The sequence below is a fragment of the Amycolatopsis sp. NPDC003865 genome (genome assembly GCF_053605345.1).
Genome location: NZ_JBSGJA010000005.1, coordinates 132,200 through 147,644, shown reverse-complemented (window position 1 = coordinate 147,644; position 15,445 = coordinate 132,200). Strand labels below are relative to the sequence as shown.

15 protein-coding genes and 1 riboswitch are annotated in these 15,445 nt (G+C 72.1%); of the genes, 8 read left to right on the top strand and 7 right to left on the bottom strand.

The genetic code is table 11. The annotated features are described in order from the left end of the window. Window positions 1–2 precede the first annotated feature (2 nt). The 3 genes from ACWEVP_RS14825 (at window position 3) to ACWEVP_RS14815 (ending at window position 4,093) form a co-directional block, all read left to right on the top strand. Window positions 3–860: a DegV family protein gene (locus ACWEVP_RS14825; protein ID WP_452063084.1), complete on the top strand. Its 858-nt coding sequence runs from the start codon at window positions 3–5 to the stop codon at window positions 858–860. Window positions 861–1,010: 150 nt separating this feature from the next. Beyond that, window positions 1,011–1,730, top strand: coding sequence for a helix-hairpin-helix domain-containing protein (locus tag ACWEVP_RS14820; protein ID WP_452063083.1), 720 nt, complete (start codon window positions 1,011–1,013; stop codon window positions 1,728–1,730). Further along, window positions 1,727–4,093 carry a ComEC/Rec2 family competence protein gene (locus tag ACWEVP_RS14815; RefSeq protein WP_452063082.1) on the top strand — a complete coding sequence of 789 codons (2,367 nt, stop codon included), beginning with the start codon at window positions 1,727–1,729 and terminating at the stop codon, window positions 4,091–4,093. Before ACWEVP_RS14820 ends, ACWEVP_RS14815 begins: the two co-directional genes overlap by 4 nt. A 4-nt stretch (window positions 4,094–4,097) precedes the next feature. Here ACWEVP_RS14815 and ACWEVP_RS14810 read toward each other — a convergent pair whose 3' ends face one another. Then, window positions 4,098–4,577, bottom strand: a complete 480-nt coding sequence (locus tag ACWEVP_RS14810; protein WP_452063081.1) for a DUF4231 domain-containing protein — start codon at window positions 4,575–4,577, stop codon at window positions 4,098–4,100. A gap of 115 nt (window positions 4,578–4,692) precedes the next feature. Further along, entirely contained in the window at window positions 4,693–5,958 is a 1,266-nt protein-coding gene (gene thrC, locus ACWEVP_RS14805; RefSeq protein ID WP_452063080.1) for a threonine synthase, read from the bottom strand. A gap of 13 nt (window positions 5,959–5,971) precedes the next feature. Then, window positions 5,972–6,105: riboswitch (SAM riboswitch) on the bottom strand. A 136-nt stretch (window positions 6,106–6,241) separates the two neighbouring features. Between thrC and holA the strand changes: the two genes are divergently transcribed. Beyond that, a complete protein-coding gene (holA, locus tag ACWEVP_RS14800; RefSeq protein WP_452063079.1) occupies window positions 6,242–7,216 on the top strand; it encodes a DNA polymerase III subunit delta in 975 nt (324 codons plus the stop codon). Between the two features lie 54 nt (window positions 7,217–7,270). Here holA and rpsT read toward each other — a convergent pair whose 3' ends face one another. After that, entirely contained in the window at window positions 7,271–7,531 is a 261-nt protein-coding gene (gene rpsT / locus ACWEVP_RS14795) for a 30S ribosomal protein S20 (protein WP_013228460.1), read from the bottom strand. Between the two features lie 324 nt (window positions 7,532–7,855). Here rpsT and ACWEVP_RS14790 point away from each other — a divergent pair, with 324 nt between their 5' ends. Continuing rightward, on the top strand, window positions 7,856–8,719 hold the full coding sequence (locus ACWEVP_RS14790; protein WP_452063078.1) for a DMT family transporter: 864 nt from the start codon (window positions 7,856–7,858) through the stop codon (window positions 8,717–8,719). Window positions 8,720–8,742: 23 nt separating this feature from the next. Beyond that, window positions 8,743–9,117, top strand: a complete 375-nt coding sequence (locus ACWEVP_RS14785; protein WP_452063077.1) for a VOC family protein — start codon at window positions 8,743–8,745, stop codon at window positions 9,115–9,117. Here ACWEVP_RS14785 and ACWEVP_RS14780 read toward each other — a convergent pair. Next, window positions 9,114–9,734 (bottom strand): class I SAM-dependent methyltransferase, encoded by a 621-nt coding sequence (locus ACWEVP_RS14780; protein ID WP_452063076.1) that lies wholly within the window; start codon window positions 9,732–9,734, stop codon window positions 9,114–9,116. The genes ACWEVP_RS14785 and ACWEVP_RS14780 overlap by 4 nt on opposite strands. A gap of 115 nt (window positions 9,735–9,849) precedes the next feature. On the opposite strand from ACWEVP_RS14780, the gene lepA reads away from it, so the two are divergent. Next, window positions 9,850–11,691: a translation elongation factor 4 gene (gene lepA / locus ACWEVP_RS14775; RefSeq protein ID WP_452063075.1), complete on the top strand. Its 1,842-nt coding sequence runs from the start codon at window positions 9,850–9,852 to the stop codon at window positions 11,689–11,691. Window positions 11,692–11,823: 132 nt separating this feature from the next. Next, window positions 11,824–12,393 carry a Uma2 family endonuclease gene (locus tag ACWEVP_RS14770; RefSeq protein ID WP_452063074.1) on the top strand — a complete coding sequence of 190 codons (570 nt, stop codon included), beginning with the start codon at window positions 11,824–11,826 and terminating at the stop codon, window positions 12,391–12,393. A 7-nt stretch (window positions 12,394–12,400) separates the two neighbouring features. Here ACWEVP_RS14770 and ACWEVP_RS14765 read toward each other — a convergent pair whose 3' ends face one another. The 3 genes from ACWEVP_RS14765 to ACWEVP_RS14755 all read right to left on the bottom strand — a co-directional run bounded on the left by ACWEVP_RS14765 (window position 12,401) and on the right by ACWEVP_RS14755 (window position 15,404). Further along, window positions 12,401–12,976, bottom strand: coding sequence for a PH domain-containing protein (locus tag ACWEVP_RS14765; RefSeq protein ID WP_452063073.1), 576 nt, complete (start codon window positions 12,974–12,976; stop codon window positions 12,401–12,403). A 26-nt stretch (window positions 12,977–13,002) separates the two neighbouring features. After that, a complete protein-coding gene (locus ACWEVP_RS14760) occupies window positions 13,003–13,449 on the bottom strand; it encodes a pyridoxamine 5'-phosphate oxidase (protein ID WP_452063072.1) in 447 nt (148 codons plus the stop codon). Window positions 13,450–13,631: 182 nt separating this feature from the next. Next, complete coding sequence (locus tag ACWEVP_RS14755) at window positions 13,632–15,404, bottom strand: family 20 glycosylhydrolase (RefSeq protein ID WP_452063071.1); 1,773 nt, start codon at window positions 15,402–15,404, stop codon at window positions 13,632–13,634. Between the last annotated feature and the right edge of the window lie 41 nt (window positions 15,405–15,445).

Sequence of the window (15,445 nt, the reverse complement as noted above, 5' to 3'; positions counted from 1 at the left end):
GCGTGTCGGTCGCCGTAGTCACGGATTCCACCGCCCACCTGCCGGAGGGCTTCGCCGAACGGCACGCGGTCCGGGTGGTGCCGCTGCACGTCCTGGTCGACGGCGTGGTCTCCCTCGACGGCGTCGAGACCGGTCCGGCGGCGGTCGCCGAAGCGATGAGCCAGCGCAAGATCGTGACGACGTCACGCCCGACTCCGACCGAGTTCGTGAAGGAGTTCCGCGCGGCGCTGGCCGAAGGCGCCGACGCGATCGTTTCCGTGCACCTTTCGCGCGAGCTGTCGGGCACCTGGGAAGCGGCGGTCCTGGCGGCGCAGGAAGTCGGGCCGGACCGGGTCCGCGTCGTCGACTCGCGCACCACCGCGATGGGCCTGGGGTTCGCCGCGCTGCACGCCGCCTCGGCGGCCTCCGCCGGGGCCGACGCGGCCGAGGTCGAGGCCGCGGCGGTGACCGCCGCCGGGTGCTCGTCGACGCTGTTCGTCGTGGAAACCCTCGACCACCTGCGCCGCGGCGGCCGGATCGGCCCGGCGGCGGCGCTGCTCGGCACGGCGCTGGCGGTGAAGCCGGTGCTGCACATGTCGGAGGGCCGGATCCTGCCGCTGGAGAAGGTCCGCACCATGAACCGGGCGCTCGCGCGGCTGGTCGAGCTGGCCGCCAAGGCCGCCGAAGGCGACGACGTCGAGCTGGCCGTCCACCACCTCGCGTCGCCGGAGCGGGCGGTCGAGCTGGCGAACCGGCTGGAAGAGGCGGTGCCGCGCTCGGCGGGCTGCGTGGTCTCCGAGCTGGGCGCGGTGATCGGGGCGCACACCGGGCCCGGTGTGCTCGGGGTGGTCGTCCAGCGGACGGTCCCGCCCCGGCGCTAGCCGCCGAACCCTCCAAGGTGCCACCCGGGTACGACGGAAACGGCCGTTCCCGGGCCGGGCCGGCGGGATCCGTCCACATCACCCCGGTTGTCCACAGGACGCGGCGGCACCCCTGTCGGACGCCTTCCCGCGGGCCCTAACGTCGATCGTGTGTTCGAGCAGCCTGCCCGGGATCCGGGCCCTCCCGTCAACGACCGGCTCGCCTGGCTGGCCGACCAGCTCTCGCCCGACGCGAGCACGGTCGGGCCCGGCGGCCGGCTGGTCCGGCGCTGGCTACCGGGCGGCGCGGCCGGTGCCGGCCGCCGCCGGTGGGCGCTCGCCGGCGTCCTCGCGGCGGTCGTGGTGATCGTCCTCGGCTCGGTCGCGCTCCTGGGCGGTCGTCCGGCGCCCGAGTCACCACCCGCGCTGCCGAGCGCGAAACCGGCGAGCGAGGCATCGGCCCGGGCCGCACCCCAGGCCGGCCTCGTCGTCAGCGTGATCGGCCGGGTCCGGTCGCCCGGCCTCGTCACCGTGGTCCAGGGCGCCCGGGTCGCGGACGTGCTGCGCGCCGCGGGCGGTGCCGAACCCGGCGCCGACCTCAGCTCGCTGAACCTCGCCCGCCGCGTGACCGACGGGGAGCAGCTCGCGGTCGGCGTCCCGGCCCCCGCCGCGGCGTCGGCCGGAGCCCCGGCGGGCACCAAGGTCGATCTCAACGCGGCGAGCACGGACCAGCTGGACACGTTGCCCGGCATCGGTGCGGTGACGGCCCAGCGGATCGTCCAGTGGCGCACCGAGCACGGCGGTTTCACGAAGGTGGAGCAGCTGCGCGATGTGCCGGGCATCGGCGAAAGCAAGTTCGAACGGTTGCGGGAGCAGGTGATGGTCGGATGAGCACGCTTCCCACGACCGACACCCGGCAGGACATGCGGCTGGTGCCGGCGGCGCTGGCGTGCTGGCTCGCCGCGCTCGGTGGCCTGCTGCTGGGCTGGTGGACGGCCGTCGCCGTCGGCCTCGCTTCGGCGGTGGTCGCCGGGCTGGTGCTCTGGCGGGCCCGCGGCCGTCCCCGGGCTCTCGCCGCGGCCTTGCTGGTGTTGGGACTCGTCGCCGCGGGGCCGGTCGCCTGGCGGATCCGGGAGGCGCAGCGGGACGACCTCCGCGCCGCCTCGGCCGATGGTCTGCCGGCGGCGTTGCGGGTCGTCGTCGCCGAACGCCCGAAGCCCGTGCGCAGCGCGGGGTACGCCGACCAGCAAGCCGGCGCCCGGTCCGTGGTGCTCACGGCCGACGTCCGGTCGGCGTCGGTCGACGGCCGGCCGGTCACGTCGTCCGGGCACGTCCTGCTGCTGGCGCCGGTCGCGCAGTGGTCGGCGCTGCTGCCGGGTCAGGACGTGACGGCGACGGGCCTGCTGATGCCGCCGCGCGGTTCCGACCTGACCGTCGCGGTGCTGTCCGTGCGCGGCCCGCCGGGCGAACCCGGCCAGGCGCCGTGGTGGCAGCGGACCGCGGCCGGGCTGCGCGCCGGGCTCCACGACCTGTGCCAGGTCCTGCCGGCCGAACCCGCCGGTCTCCTGCCCGGCCTGGTCCTGGGCGACACGAGCGGGCTGTCGCCGCGGGTCGAGCAGGAGTTCGTCACCGCCGGCCTGGCGCACCTGACGGCGGTCAGCGGCGGCAACCTCGCCGTGGCGTGCGGTGCGGTCCTGCTTCTGCTGCGGCTGCTCCGGTTCGGGCCGCGGACCTCGGCGGTGGCCGCCGGCGGGTGCCTGGCCGGGTTCCTCGTCCTGGTCGGTCCGGAGCCGAGCGTGCTGCGGGCGGGCGTGATGGCGGCGGTCGCGTTGCTGGCGTTGGCGCTGGGCCGGCGTGGCTCGGCATTGCCGGCGCTGGCGTTCGCGGTGTGCGTGCTGGTGGTGACGGATCCGGCGATGGCCACCGATTTCGGGTTCGCGCTGTCGGTGTTCGCCACCGCGGGGCTGGTCCTGATCGCGCCCCGCTGGGCGGCCGCGCTGGTGCGCCGCGGTGTCCCGCCGGGGTTCGCCGAGGGGTTGGCGATCCCGTTGGCGGCCTTCCTCGTGACGGCGCCGGTCCTCGCGGGCATGGCGGGCACGGTGAGCCTGGTTTCGGTGCTCACCAACGTCCTCGCCGCGCCCGTGGTGGCCCCGGCGACGGTGCTCGGCGTGCTGGCGACGGTGGCCGGGCCCTGGTGGCCGGGCGCCGGGAAGGTCCTGGTGCACCTAGCCGACCCGGAAGCCCGCTGGCTGATCACGGTGGCGCGGCACGGCGCGCGGGCACCCGGCGCGGTCGTCGCCTGGCCCGGCGGCTGGGCAGGCGGGCTGCTGGCCGCCGCGGTGCTCGTGGTGCTGGTGCTGGCCGCCCGGCACCGGCGGCTCCGGCTGGCCATGGCGGTGCTGGTCGTCGGCGCGCTGCTGGTGTCCGTGCCGGTCCGGGTGCTCGCACCGGCGTGGCCACCGCGTGACTGGGCGATGGTCGAGTGCGACGTCGGCCAGGGCGACGCGGTGGTGCTGGCGACGGCTGAGCCCGGCCGGGCCGTCGTCGTGGATACCGGCCCCGAGCCGGGACCGGTGGACGAGTGCCTGCACCGGCTGTCGGTGGAGCGGATCCCGTTGCTGGTGCTGAGCCACCTGCACGCGGACCACATCGGCGGGCTCTCGTCGGTCTTCGACGGCCGGTCGGTCGGCGCGGTCGCCGTCGGCGCGGGGCGGGCGCCGGAGTGGGCGTGGCGTCAGGTCGCGGCGGAGGCGAGGAAACAGGAGGTGCCGTTGGTCGAGCTGAGCCCGGGGGAGCGGATGGCCTGGCCCGGCCTGACGCTCGACGTGCTCGGCCCGCGGTACGTGCCGGCCCGCGCGGCGGACACGCAAGACGGCACGACGATCAACAACAGCTCGGTGGTCCTCCGAGCGCGAACCCCGGCCGGCCGGGTGCTCCTGACCGGCGATGTCGAGCTGGCGGCCCAATCGGACCTGCTGGCCGACGTCGATGACTTGAAAGCGGAGGTGTTGAAGGTGCCCCACCACGGTTCGCGCTACTCGCTGCCGGCGTTCCTCGCGGCGGTCGCGCCCAGGGTGGCGTTGGTCAGCGTGGGCGCGGGCAACACGTACGGCCACCCCAGCAAGTCCACAATGGACGGCCTGAAAGCCTTGGGCGCGTTGGTGACCCGCACCGACGTGGACGGCGACACGGCGGTGGTCACCGGAACGGCGATCGTCCGCCGGGGCGAGCCGCGTGGTCCGCCCCGCCGGTAGCGGGTCACCCGGCGCGGGCGCTCTCGTCGGCCTGGCGGTCGCGTTCGAAGGTGATCCTGCGGCGAGCCCACTGCTGCCCGCCCTCTTCGGCCAGGGTCTCCACGCGCGCGACCAGCACCCGGACCGCGTCCTTGCCTTGGTACGGCGGTGCGGAATGGAGGTACAACGCCGCTTCACGCTCGATCGCGTAGCCGATCTGGCTGTGCTCCACCCAGTTCTGGTGCATGCCGAACGTCGTCCGGATGCCGGTGGCGACCAGCACGACGGCGCCGAGCGCAGCGATGACGACCGAGTCGAGGTGGGCGGTCGCGGCCACCGGGATCGCGGCCGAGCCGGTGAGGGCGATGACCTCCACCACGCCGTACCGCAGGCGGTCTCGCCGGGCGCCCTTCTTGTACCAGCGCCACTTCGCGACGACCGTCATCGGCAAGGCCTGGCCGTCGCGTTCGGCGGTGACCATCCAGTGCTTGCCGAGATTCCGCATTCCGAACCCTCCCGGACCGAGCCGACACCTGGCGGGTGCCGACCTTATCGGTCCGGGGAAACGCGAAAGGAGGTACTCGCCGGGGCGAGCCGCGTGGCCCGCCCCGGCGGGGACGTCAGTAGCCGAGCGCCTCGTTCACCGCGGCGGCCGACGGCGGCACGGTCGCCTTCGGGCCGATGTGGTTCTCGACCGCGTCGAGGGTCTTGAGGCCGTCGCCGGTGATCAGGAGGACCGTCTCGGCGTCCGGGTCGAGCTTGCCCGTCTCCACCAGCTTCTTCGCCGTCGCCACGGTGACCCCGCCGGCGGTCTCGGTGAAGATGCCCTCGGTGCGGGCCAGCAGCCGGATGCCCTCGACGACCTCCTCGTCGGTGACGTCCTCGATCGCGCCGCCGGTGCGGTTGACGATGTCGAGGACGTACGGGCCGTCGGCCGGGTTGCCGATCGCCAGCGAGCGGGCGATCGTGTCCGGCCTCACCGGCTGGACCACGTCCTGGCCGGCGCGGAACGCGGCCGACACCGGCGAGCAGCCGGTCGCCTGTGCGCCGAACACCTTGTACGGGCTGGCGTCCACGAGACCGAGCTGGCCCAGCTCGCGGAAACCCTTGTCCACCTTCGTCAGCTGCGAACCGGAAGCGATCGGCACGACGATCTGCGGCGGGATGCGCCAGCCGAGCTGCTCGGCGACCTCGAAGGCGAGCGTCTTCGAGCCCTCCGAGTAGTACGGCCGGACGTTCACGTTCACGAACGCCCACTTCGGGTGCTCACCGGCCAGCTCGGTGGCGAGGCGGTTGACGTCGTCGTAGTTGCCGTCGACGGCGATCAGGTCGCCGTCGTACACCGCGGTGGTGAGGATCTTGGCGCGCTCGAGGGTCTTGGGGATCAGCACGACCGACCGCCAGCCGGCGCGGGCCGCGGCGGCGGCCGTCGCGTTGGCCAGGTTGCCGGTCGAGGGACACGCCAGCACCTCGAAGCCGAACTCGCGGGCCGCGGCCAGCGCGACGGCGACGACGCGGTCCTTGAACGAGTGCGTCGGGTTGCCGGTGTCGTCCTTGACCCACACGCGCTTGAGGCCGAGTTCCTTGGCGAGGCGGTCGGCGCGGACCAGCCGGGTCGCGCCGGGCTCGGTGTTCGGGATCTCTTCGACGTTGGACGGAACCGGGAGGAGCTTCTTGTAGCGCCAGATGTTCTTGGGGCCGGCCTCGATGTCCTCGCGGCGGACGCGGCCGAAGTCGTAAGCGACCTCGAGCGGCGAGAAGTCCTCGGCGGAGACGAATTCCGGGGCGAGCGGCTGCCGGTGACCCTCTTCCTTCGACACCAGTTCGACGGCGGGACCGAGATCCGGGGTCTTCGTGGTGGAGGTCGTGCCGAGGGTTGCGGTCATCGCGAGGTTCCTTTCCTCATCTGCCCCGCCGAAGCGGGCCGGAATTGGCACCGTGGTCGTCAGCTACCCCGCGATCGCGGGATGACAGGCTGTACGCCGGTTGCCGGGGCTTCGTCGGGCCGTTCCCTCTGCCCCTCTGGATGAGCGGTATTCGGTTGTCGGTGCGCGCCGATCGGCGCGCCGCCTCGTGGACACCGTACGACATCGCGCTCACGCCGTGCCACGCCGGTTGCCGCACATCACCGGAGCGGGCGCACAACACCGCAAGTGAGAGGATCCTCGGGTGACCGCGCAAGCCACCGCCCCCGCCCCGCTGCACCTGGTGCTCGGCGAGGAAGAACTGCTGATCGAACGGGCCGTCCGCGAGACGCTCGCCGCGGCCAGGGCGATCGACGCCACGGCCGAGCTGACGCGGGTCCGGGTGTCGGATCTCACAGCACCTGAGCTGGCCGAACTCGTCAGCCCGTCGCTGTTCAGCGAAGGCCGGGTGATCGTCCTCGAGTCGGCGCAGGACATCTCGCAGGAGCTGGCCGACGCCGTGGCTTCCTACCTGAAGGACCCGGCGGACGGTGTCGTGCTGGTCGTCGTGCACACCGGCGGCGGCCGCAGCAAGGCGGGCAAGTCGCTCCCCGCGGCGCTGAAGAAGGCCGGCGCCGAGGTCACGGAGTGCCCGAAGCTGACCAAGCCGGCCGAGCGCGAGCAGTTCGTGCGGCACGAGGTGCGCCGCGCGGGCGGCAAGATCGACCCGGCGGGGGTGGCTGCGCTGATCGACGCGGTGGGCTCCGACCTGCGCGAACTCTCCTCGGCGGCCAGTCAGCTGGTCGCCGACACGGGCGGGACGGTCGACGCCGACGCCGTCCGCCGGTACCACCGCGGCCGCGCCGACGTGACGGGCTTCGCGGTCGCGGAGAAGGCGGTCAGCGGCGACCGGTCGGCGGCGCTGGAGTCGCTGCGCTGGGCGATGCAGCTGGGCGTCCCGCACGTCCTGGTGGCGGACGCGCTGGCCGACGCCGTCCGCACGATCGCCCGGGTGTCGGGCGCGGGCCGCGGCAACCCGAACCAGATGGCCGGCGAGCTGGGCATGCCGCCGTGGAAGATCCGCAAGGCCCAGGGGCAGTCGCGGGGCTGGAACCAGGACGGCCTGGCCACGGCGATGCGCGTGGTCGCGCGCCTGAACGCCGAGGTCAAGGGCGTGGCGGCCGACCCGGGCTACGCGCTCGAGCGCGCCGTCCTCGAAGTGGCGGCCGCCAAGGGCTGACCCCGGGCATGAAGAAAGCCCCGGCCGGAGCCGGGGCTTTCCCAGAAATCAGCTTCAGAGCGCGTTGACGCGCTTCGCCAGCGCCGACTTCTTGTTGGCGGCCTGGTTGGCGTGGATGACGCCCTTCGAGACGGCCTTGTCCAGCTTCTGGGCGGCGTCGCGCTGCAGCTCGACGGCCTTGGCCTTGTCGCCGGCCTCGGCGGCTTCGCGGACCTTGCGGATCGCGGTCTTCACCGAGGACCGGATCGCCTGGTTGCGCTGACGCGCCTTCTCGTTCGTCGTGATGCGCTTGATCTGCGACTTGATGTTGGCCATAGGGCAACTCCTGTTTCACTCGGTGAGATCGCCGCCGCGCTGAAGTGGCCCCGCGGAAAGCGGGTTTCCTCCATGACGGAATGCCGCACGGGCAGCGAGCGACCACTTTAACAGCCGGGCCGCGGGCGTCCGGCACCGGGAGTACGGTGGGTGACGGCAGTGCCTAGGGTTCCGTCGCCGGCCCGCGCAGCCGACACACAACCAGGGCCGGCGGGCCTGGTCCGAGCGGCACCATCGGCGGGCCCGGACGGCCGGTCGTTCATCTGACGGGGCAAAAGCCTGGAGGACCCGGTTTTCGCGCGCGCGAAAACCCGAAGGGGTCCCGTGAACGCCACCGCTCTGTCCCTCGTCCTCGTCGCCGCCGTCGTGCACGCCGCGTGGAACCTCGCCGCCAAGCGGATCTCCTCCGGCGGTACCCAGTTCGTCTGGCTCTACTACACGGTTTCCGCCGTCTTCCTGCTGCCGGTGACCGTCGTGCTGCTGGTCGTCGAGCCCGCACGTCCACAGTGGAGCTGGCTGCTCGCCGCCGTGGTGACGTCGGTGCTGCACGTCGCCTACGGCGTCGTCCTGCAACGCGGGTACCGGGTCGGGGACCTCTCCGTCGTCTATCCCGTCGCGCGGGGCACCGGGCCGCTGCTGTCGGTGCTGGCCGCCGTCCTCGTGCTCGGCGAACGGCCCGGCGTCCTCGGCCTGGTCGGCGCGTTCCTGGTCATCGCCGGCGTGCTGGTGATCAGCACCGGCCGCCAGGCGGACGACGCACGGGCGGTCAAGGCGGGGATCCGCTACGGCCTGCTGACCGGCGCCACCATCGCCGGCTACACGCTCTGGGACGCGCACTCCGTGACCGGCCTCGGTGTGCCGCCGGTCGTCTACTTCGGCCTCGGCTCGATCCTGCAGAGCGCGATGCTCGTGCCCGGCGCGCTGGCCGGCCGCGCCGAAGTCCGCCGCGTCTGGCGCGAGCAGCGCCGGGAGGTGCTGGTGGTCGCCGTGCTGTCGCCGGTCGCCTACATCCTCGTGCTGTTCGCCCTCACGATGGCGCCGGTCAGCCTGGTCGCGCCGGCGCGCGAGCTGAGCATCGTGCTCGGCGGTGTCGCCGCGTGGCTGGTGCTGGGCGAGCGCAATGCCGTCCGGCGGCTCGCCGGGTCGGTGATCGTGCTGTCCGGCATCGCCGCGATTGCGGCCGCCTGAGCGCGTCCGGTAGGGATGGTCGGATGGAAGTCCTGAAGAGCAGGCTGATCGTCCGTGCGCGCGACGCCGCCGCGGCGACGGCGTTCTACCGCGACACGCTCGGCCTGGCCGTGGAGCGCGAGTTCCCCGGCGGCACGGTGTTCTTCCTCGGCCACGGCTCGCTGGAGGTTTCCGGCCGGGGCGAAACCGGCTCGTCACCCGATCTGGTGCTCTGGCTGCAGGTCCGGGACCTCGCCGGGACGCTGGCCGGCCTGAAGGAGCGGGGCCTGGAGCCGGTGCGGGACGCCCAGCGCGAGCCCTGGGGCCTCGACGAGGCCTGGATCGCCGACCCGGACGGCACGCGCATCGTGCTGGTCGAGGTGCCCGAGGGCCACCCGATCCGCACGGACACCCGCTAGGCGGGCTTGACGGCGCGCAGCTGCGCGGCCAGCGCGGCGAAGCCGGGCGGGTCCCAGGTCCAGGTCTGCAGGTCGGCGAAGCCCGCTTCGGCGGCTTCGTCGGCCAGGACGTGCCTGCTCACGGGCAGCCACTTCTCGTGCGCGGACAGCAGCAGCCGCCCGCCGGGGCGCAGCACCCGGAACAGCTCGGCGAAACCGGCCGCGCGGTCGTCCCAGAGCATCACGTTGTTCACGGTCAGCACGACGTCGACGGAGCCGTCGGGCTCGCCGGTGCGCGCGGCCGAGCCCTCGCGCAGCTCGACGCGGTCGGCGCAGCGCTCCTGGCAGAGCGCCAGCATCTCGGGGGAGGGGTCGACGCCGATGGCGCGCCCGGCCAGCCGCGCGGCGGCCTCCAGGCCGACGCCGGGACCGGGCCCGACGACCAGGACGGTGTCGTCCGGTTCGAGCCGGGCCAGGTCGACGACGCGGTGTTCGGTGGCGGCATTGCCTCGCGCCATCACCCAGCCGCCGAGGCGGCCGAGCGGGCCCGAGGGGTGACCGAACGCACGGTCGAGAACGCGGGCGAAGCCGCTGGTCTCCGGCTGGGGAGGGGGTGCCGGCTGGTGCGAAGTGCTCATACTTCGAGGGCACCACGGATCGCGAAAGCCCGCATCGGGGATGACCCCCACCCGCACCCGGAGGGTCATGGGAACATAGAGGTGGCCATCCCCGACTTTCCGAGGACTCATTCGAGTGACGACGTTCGCCGACACCACCTTCACGCCTCCGGAGCTGATCCGGAACTTCTGCATCATCGCGCACATCGACCACGGCAAGTCCACCCTGGCCGACCGCATGCTGCAGCTCACCGGCGTCGTCGAAGAGCGGGCCATGCGCGCTCAGTACCTCGACCGGATGGACATCGAGCGCGAGCGCGGCATCACGATCAAGGCGCAGAACGTCCGGCTGCCCTGGAAGGTCGACGGCCAGGACCACGTCCTGCACATGATCGACACGCCCGGCCACGTCGACTTCACCTACGAGGTCTCCCGCGCGCTGGAGGCGTGCGAAGGCGCGATCCTGCTGGTCGACGCCGCGCAGGGGATCGAGGCCCAGACGCTGGCCAACCTCTACCTGGCGCTGGAGAACAACCTCCAGATCATCCCGGTGCTCAACAAGATCGACCTGCCGTCGGCCGACCCCGACAAGTACGCGGGTGAGCTGGCCCACATCATCGGCTGCGAGCCGGAAGACGTCCTGCGGGTTTCGGCCAAGACCGGCATGGGCGTCGGCGAGCTGCTGGACGAGGTCGTCAAGCAGGTCCCGGCGCCGCAGGGCGACGCCGACGCGCCGGCCCGCGCGATGATCTTCGACTCGGTCTACGACACCTACCGCGGCGTCGTCACCTACATCCGGGTCGTCGACGGCAAGATCACGCCGCGCGAGAAGATCAAGATGATGTCGACCGGCGCGACGCACGAGCTGCTCGAGGTCGGCATCATCTCGCCGGAACCCAAGCCCAGCAAGGGGCTCGGCGTCGGCGAGGTCGGCTACCTGATCACCGGCGTGAAGGACGTCCGGCAGTCGAAGGTCGGCGACACCGTGACGTCCGAGCGCCACGGCGCGAAGGAAGCGCTGGCGGGCTACCGCGAGCCGAAGCCGATGGTCTACTCCGGGCTGTACCCGGTGGACGGGTCGGACTACCCCGAGCTGCGCGAGGCGCTGGACAAGCTCCAGCTCAACGACGCCGCGCTCGACTACGAGCCGGAGACGTCGGTGGCGCTCGGGTTCGGCTTCCGCTGCGGTTTCCTCGGCCTGCTGCACCTGGAGATCACGCGCGACCGGCTCGAGCGCGAATTCGGCCTCGACCTGATCTCGACGGCGCCGAACGTCATCTACCGCGTGGTGCTCGAAGACCGCAGTGAGGTCGTCGTGACCAACCCGTCGGACTGGCCGACCGGGCTGAAGATCGCCGAGGTGCACGAGCCGGTGTCGAAGGTGAGCATCCTCGCGCCGTCGGAGTTCGTCGGCACGATCATGGAGCTGTGCCAGACGAAGCGCGGCACCCTGCTCGGGATGGACTACCTGTCCGAGGACCGCGTCGAGCTGCGCTACAACATCCCGCTGGCGGAAATCATCTTCGATTTCTTCGACACGCTGAAGTCGCGTACGCGCGGTTACGCGTCCCTCGACTACGAAGAGGCCGGCGAGCAGATCGCGGATCTGGTCAAGGTGGACATCCTGCTGCAGGGCGAAACGGTGGACGCGTTTTCGGCGATCGTCCACAAGGACGCGGCGTACGGCTACGGCAACCGGATGGCGACCCGGCTGCGCGAGCTGATCCCGCGCCAGCAGTTCGAGGTCCCGATCCAGGCGGCGGTCGGGTCGCGGATCATCGCCCGCGAAACGATCCGCGCGATCCGCAAGGACGTGCTGGCGAAGTGCTACGGCGGTGACATCTCGCGGAAGCGGAAGCTGCTGGAGAAGCAGAAGGAAGGCAAGAAGCGGATGAAGACCGTCGGCCGGGTCGAGGTTCCGCAGGAAGCTTTCGTCGCCGCTCTGTCCACTGAGGACTCCGGAAAGAACAAGAAGTAACTGTTCCATTGATGTGACAGCGGCGCCCATATTCACGCCTCCGCGTGAATATGGGCGCCGAACCGGTGTTCGATGCGGTTTCTGTCGGTGGTGCCTGCTTTGCTCTGGTGCGAAGAGTGAAAGGAGAGCACCATGACGGTCATGGCAGACATCGAGCATCCCGCCGGTTCGGGCCCCCTGACGGTGCAGGACCTCGAGGGGATGCCGGACGATGGCCGACGCCGTGAACTCATCGACGGGGTGCTCATCGTGAGCCCCGCGCCGGGACTCAGACACCAGAAGATCGCTTACCGGCTCTACGGCGTACTGGAAGCTGCATGCCCGCCTGACTTCGAGGTCGTCGGCGCGCCGTTCGCGGTGCACTCCGGCGACGACACGGAGCTGCAGCCCGACGTCCTGGTCGGCCGGGCCGAAGACTTCACGGAAAAGGATCTCCCGGCGCCGCCGGTGCTGGCCGTCGAGGTGCTGTCGCGTAGCACCGCGATCTACGACCTGAACCTCAAGAAGGCGGTCTATGAGCGGCTCGGGACGGGGAGCTACTGGGTGATCGATCCGGAGGAGCCCGCGCTCACGGTGTTCGAGCTGGACGAAGACGGTTGCTACCAGCAGGTGGCCAAGGCGGCTGGTGACGAGGTCTGCGAGGTCGAGCGGCCGTTCCCGGTGCGGATCGTGCCGAGGGAGCTGCTGGGCCGGCTCGGCTGAACCTCCGTCAGCGGATGCGGGGCGTGCCGCGCAGCTGGGCGTGCAGCTGCCGGTTGCGCAGCTCCTTCCGGAGCCGGTCGACCACCGCGTCGAACAGGGCCGGGTCGAGGATGGCCGTCTGCTCGAACTGCCGCCGCTGGGGTGGAGCGGGTGCCAGCTTGCTGCGGGGTGCGTAGCGCTGCACGGAACTCTCGAGGCCGCCACCGGTGACCAGGTCGAGCCAGAGGGCGTCCCGCAGGTATCCGTCGCCGAATCGTGCCGACCGGCGGACGCTGATGTCGGCGATGTGCGACCACGGCACCACCCGCGTGCTGAGCGTGCCCGCGGGCACGCGGAGACCCTCGTCGCCGACGGTGAGGTCACGCAGGCTCTCGAAGCCGCGCTTCAGCTCGCGCGCCCGGGACACGCGGAACGCCGCGATCGCGATCAGCACGGACGCCGCGTACGCGCCACCGATCAGCCACGGCGACAGCCCGCGCAGCAGGCCGAGGGCGAGGGCCGCCCCGAAACCGGCGTCGGCGACGACGAGCAGGCCGAGCAGGATCTTGACCGGCGTGCTCACGCGGCGTGGTGACTCGGGCAACGGGTCGACTCCTCGGGCCGTGCTGGTCAGGGGTTGCCGATTATCCGGTCCGCGGTCACGAAGACCGCGACCCGCCGCTCTTCGGCCATCACGCGGTCGTACTCGTCCCAGTCGTCGTGCGTGCCGGTCGCGGCGATGAAGACGTCGCGCAGGAGCTTCGGCAGGCCCGCGGGGTCGAAGGCGGGGTCGGGGTCGTCGGGCCCGATGAGGTGGGTGGCACCGGTGACGGAGACCCAGTTCCAGCCGCGCCGGAAGGTGACGGTGGCGTGCCCGGCCCGCCGCAGCAGCGCGAGCTTGTGCGCCCGCCCGACAGCGACGTAGGCGACACCGGGAGCACCGGTCACCGGGTCGTCGAGCACACCGGCGTTGACGACGGAGGAGTGCACGGTGCCATCACCCCGCGTCGTGGCCACGGTGGCCAGCCCGTTCTCCCGCAGCGACAGCGCGCGCACCTGCTCCAGATCAACGCTCATGCCGCAATCTAACCCGCCGGACCGATCGCGTGTTCCGGTTTCCCCATCCGCCACCCGGCGACCACCGTCCGCGGGAGCGCCGATGGGCCAGGTGGTGGTCGGGTCCCCATCGCGCCGGCATCGCCAGGTCGCCGGTGACGGCGGAGGGGCCGGAGCCGCAAATGCGGCCCCGGCCCGTCACCTCAACAAGCGCCGTTGTCGGTCCAGACTCCCCACTGGCCCGTCGTTCCCGGCTCCTCGCCCTGGGTCCACCACTTCGCCGTCCACTTGTGGCCGTTGTGGGACACCACGTTCCCGCCCGTGTACACCTGCGAAGCACTCCACGCCGGATCCGCGCACGTGCCCGGGTTGGAAGTGCCGCCCGTGTCCCACGCCACCTGCGAAGAGCGGTAGAAGTTGATCCCCTGGGCCACCCACCGCGGGGCCTGCGCGCCCAGGCGGGTGCGGAACGCCGTCCAGTCGTGCGTCGACCACGGGGACCAGCCCAGTTCCGCGTGCGCCGCCAAGCGGGGGAACGCCAGGTACTCGATGTCCGCCTGGGTGACCACCGTTTCCGTCCACAGCGGCGATTCCACCCCGCGGACCGCCGACTCGCCGACGCCCGACAAATACGCTCCCGGGTTCCAGCCGTACGCGTCCTGGACCTCGATGTAGCCCGCCCACGACAGGCCGATCGGCGTCGAGCTGTTGTACTTCTGGTCCACGTAGGCCTTGTTCGCCGGGGACATGATCACCTTGCTGCCGCGGGAAACCGCCGCCGACACCCCGGAGTCCGAGGTCGTGGTTCCCCAGAACTGCGGGGTCGCCGAAGCCGGCAACGTCGCCTTCGCGATGTCGTGCCAGCCGATCACCGACTTGCCGGTCGCCGCCACCAGGGGCAGCACCTTGTTCACGAACGTCAGGTAGTCCGCCGCCGACGTCGAAGAGGCTTCGTCACCGCCGATGTGCAGGTACGGGCCCGGCGTCAGCGCCGCCAGCTCGCGCAGCACGTCCGCGATGAACGTGTACGTGATGTCCTTCGAGATGCACAGCGAGCTGTAGCCGACCGCCGTGTCCGTGCGCAGGGCCGGGGCCACCCCGGTGCAGTTCAGCTCCGCGTACGACGCCAGCGCCGCGTTCACGTGACCCGGCATGTCGATCTCCGGGATCACCGTGATGTGCCGCGAAGCCGCGTAGTTCACGATGTCCGTGTACTGCGCCTTCGTGTAGTAGCCACCCGCGCCGCCGCCGACCTGGGTGCTGCCGCCGTAGGTCGTCAGGCGGGGCCAGCTGTCGATCTGGAGGCGCCAGCCCTGGTCGTCGGCCAGGTGCAGGTGCAGGTTGTTGATCTTGTACTGGGCGAGCTCGTCGATGTACCGCTTGACCGTCGACACCGGGTGGAAGTGCCGCGCGACGTCGAGCATCGCGCCCCGGTAGCCGAACCGCGGGTAGTCCACGACCGTCGCGCCCGGGACGCTCCACGGTCCTGGCTGGGCGGACGCGCTCTCGATGCTGCCCGGCAGCATCTGCCGCAGCGTCTGGACACCGGCGAACAGCCCGTCGGCCGTCGTCGCCCGCACCGTCACCGAAGACGCCGTCGACACCAGCTGGTAGCCCTGCGCGCCGACCGAGGCGGGTGCGCCGCTGAGCAGCAGGGCGATGCTGTCGGACGGCACGGACGCCGGGGCGTCGGACACCGGCAGCGCGAAACCCGTCGAGGGGCGCAGCACCCCGGCGAGGTAGTCGCCGACCTGTCGCGCCGGGGCCGAGCCGGCTTCGGTGACGATCTTCGTCGTCGAGACCAGCGGGAACGCGACCCCGGCCGCCGGCGTCACCGAGACCGGCACCGGGACGATCGACTGCAGCGCCGGGGTGGCCGCCGCGGCCGGGGTGAGCTGGGCGGCCGTCGTACTGGCGCCGATCAGGGCCAGCACGGCGAGCGCGCGGCCGAGCCGCCGCGCGAGGGGAGTCTTCACCGGGGACCTCCTGGCGGGAAGGGCGCGACCTCGCCGTCGCA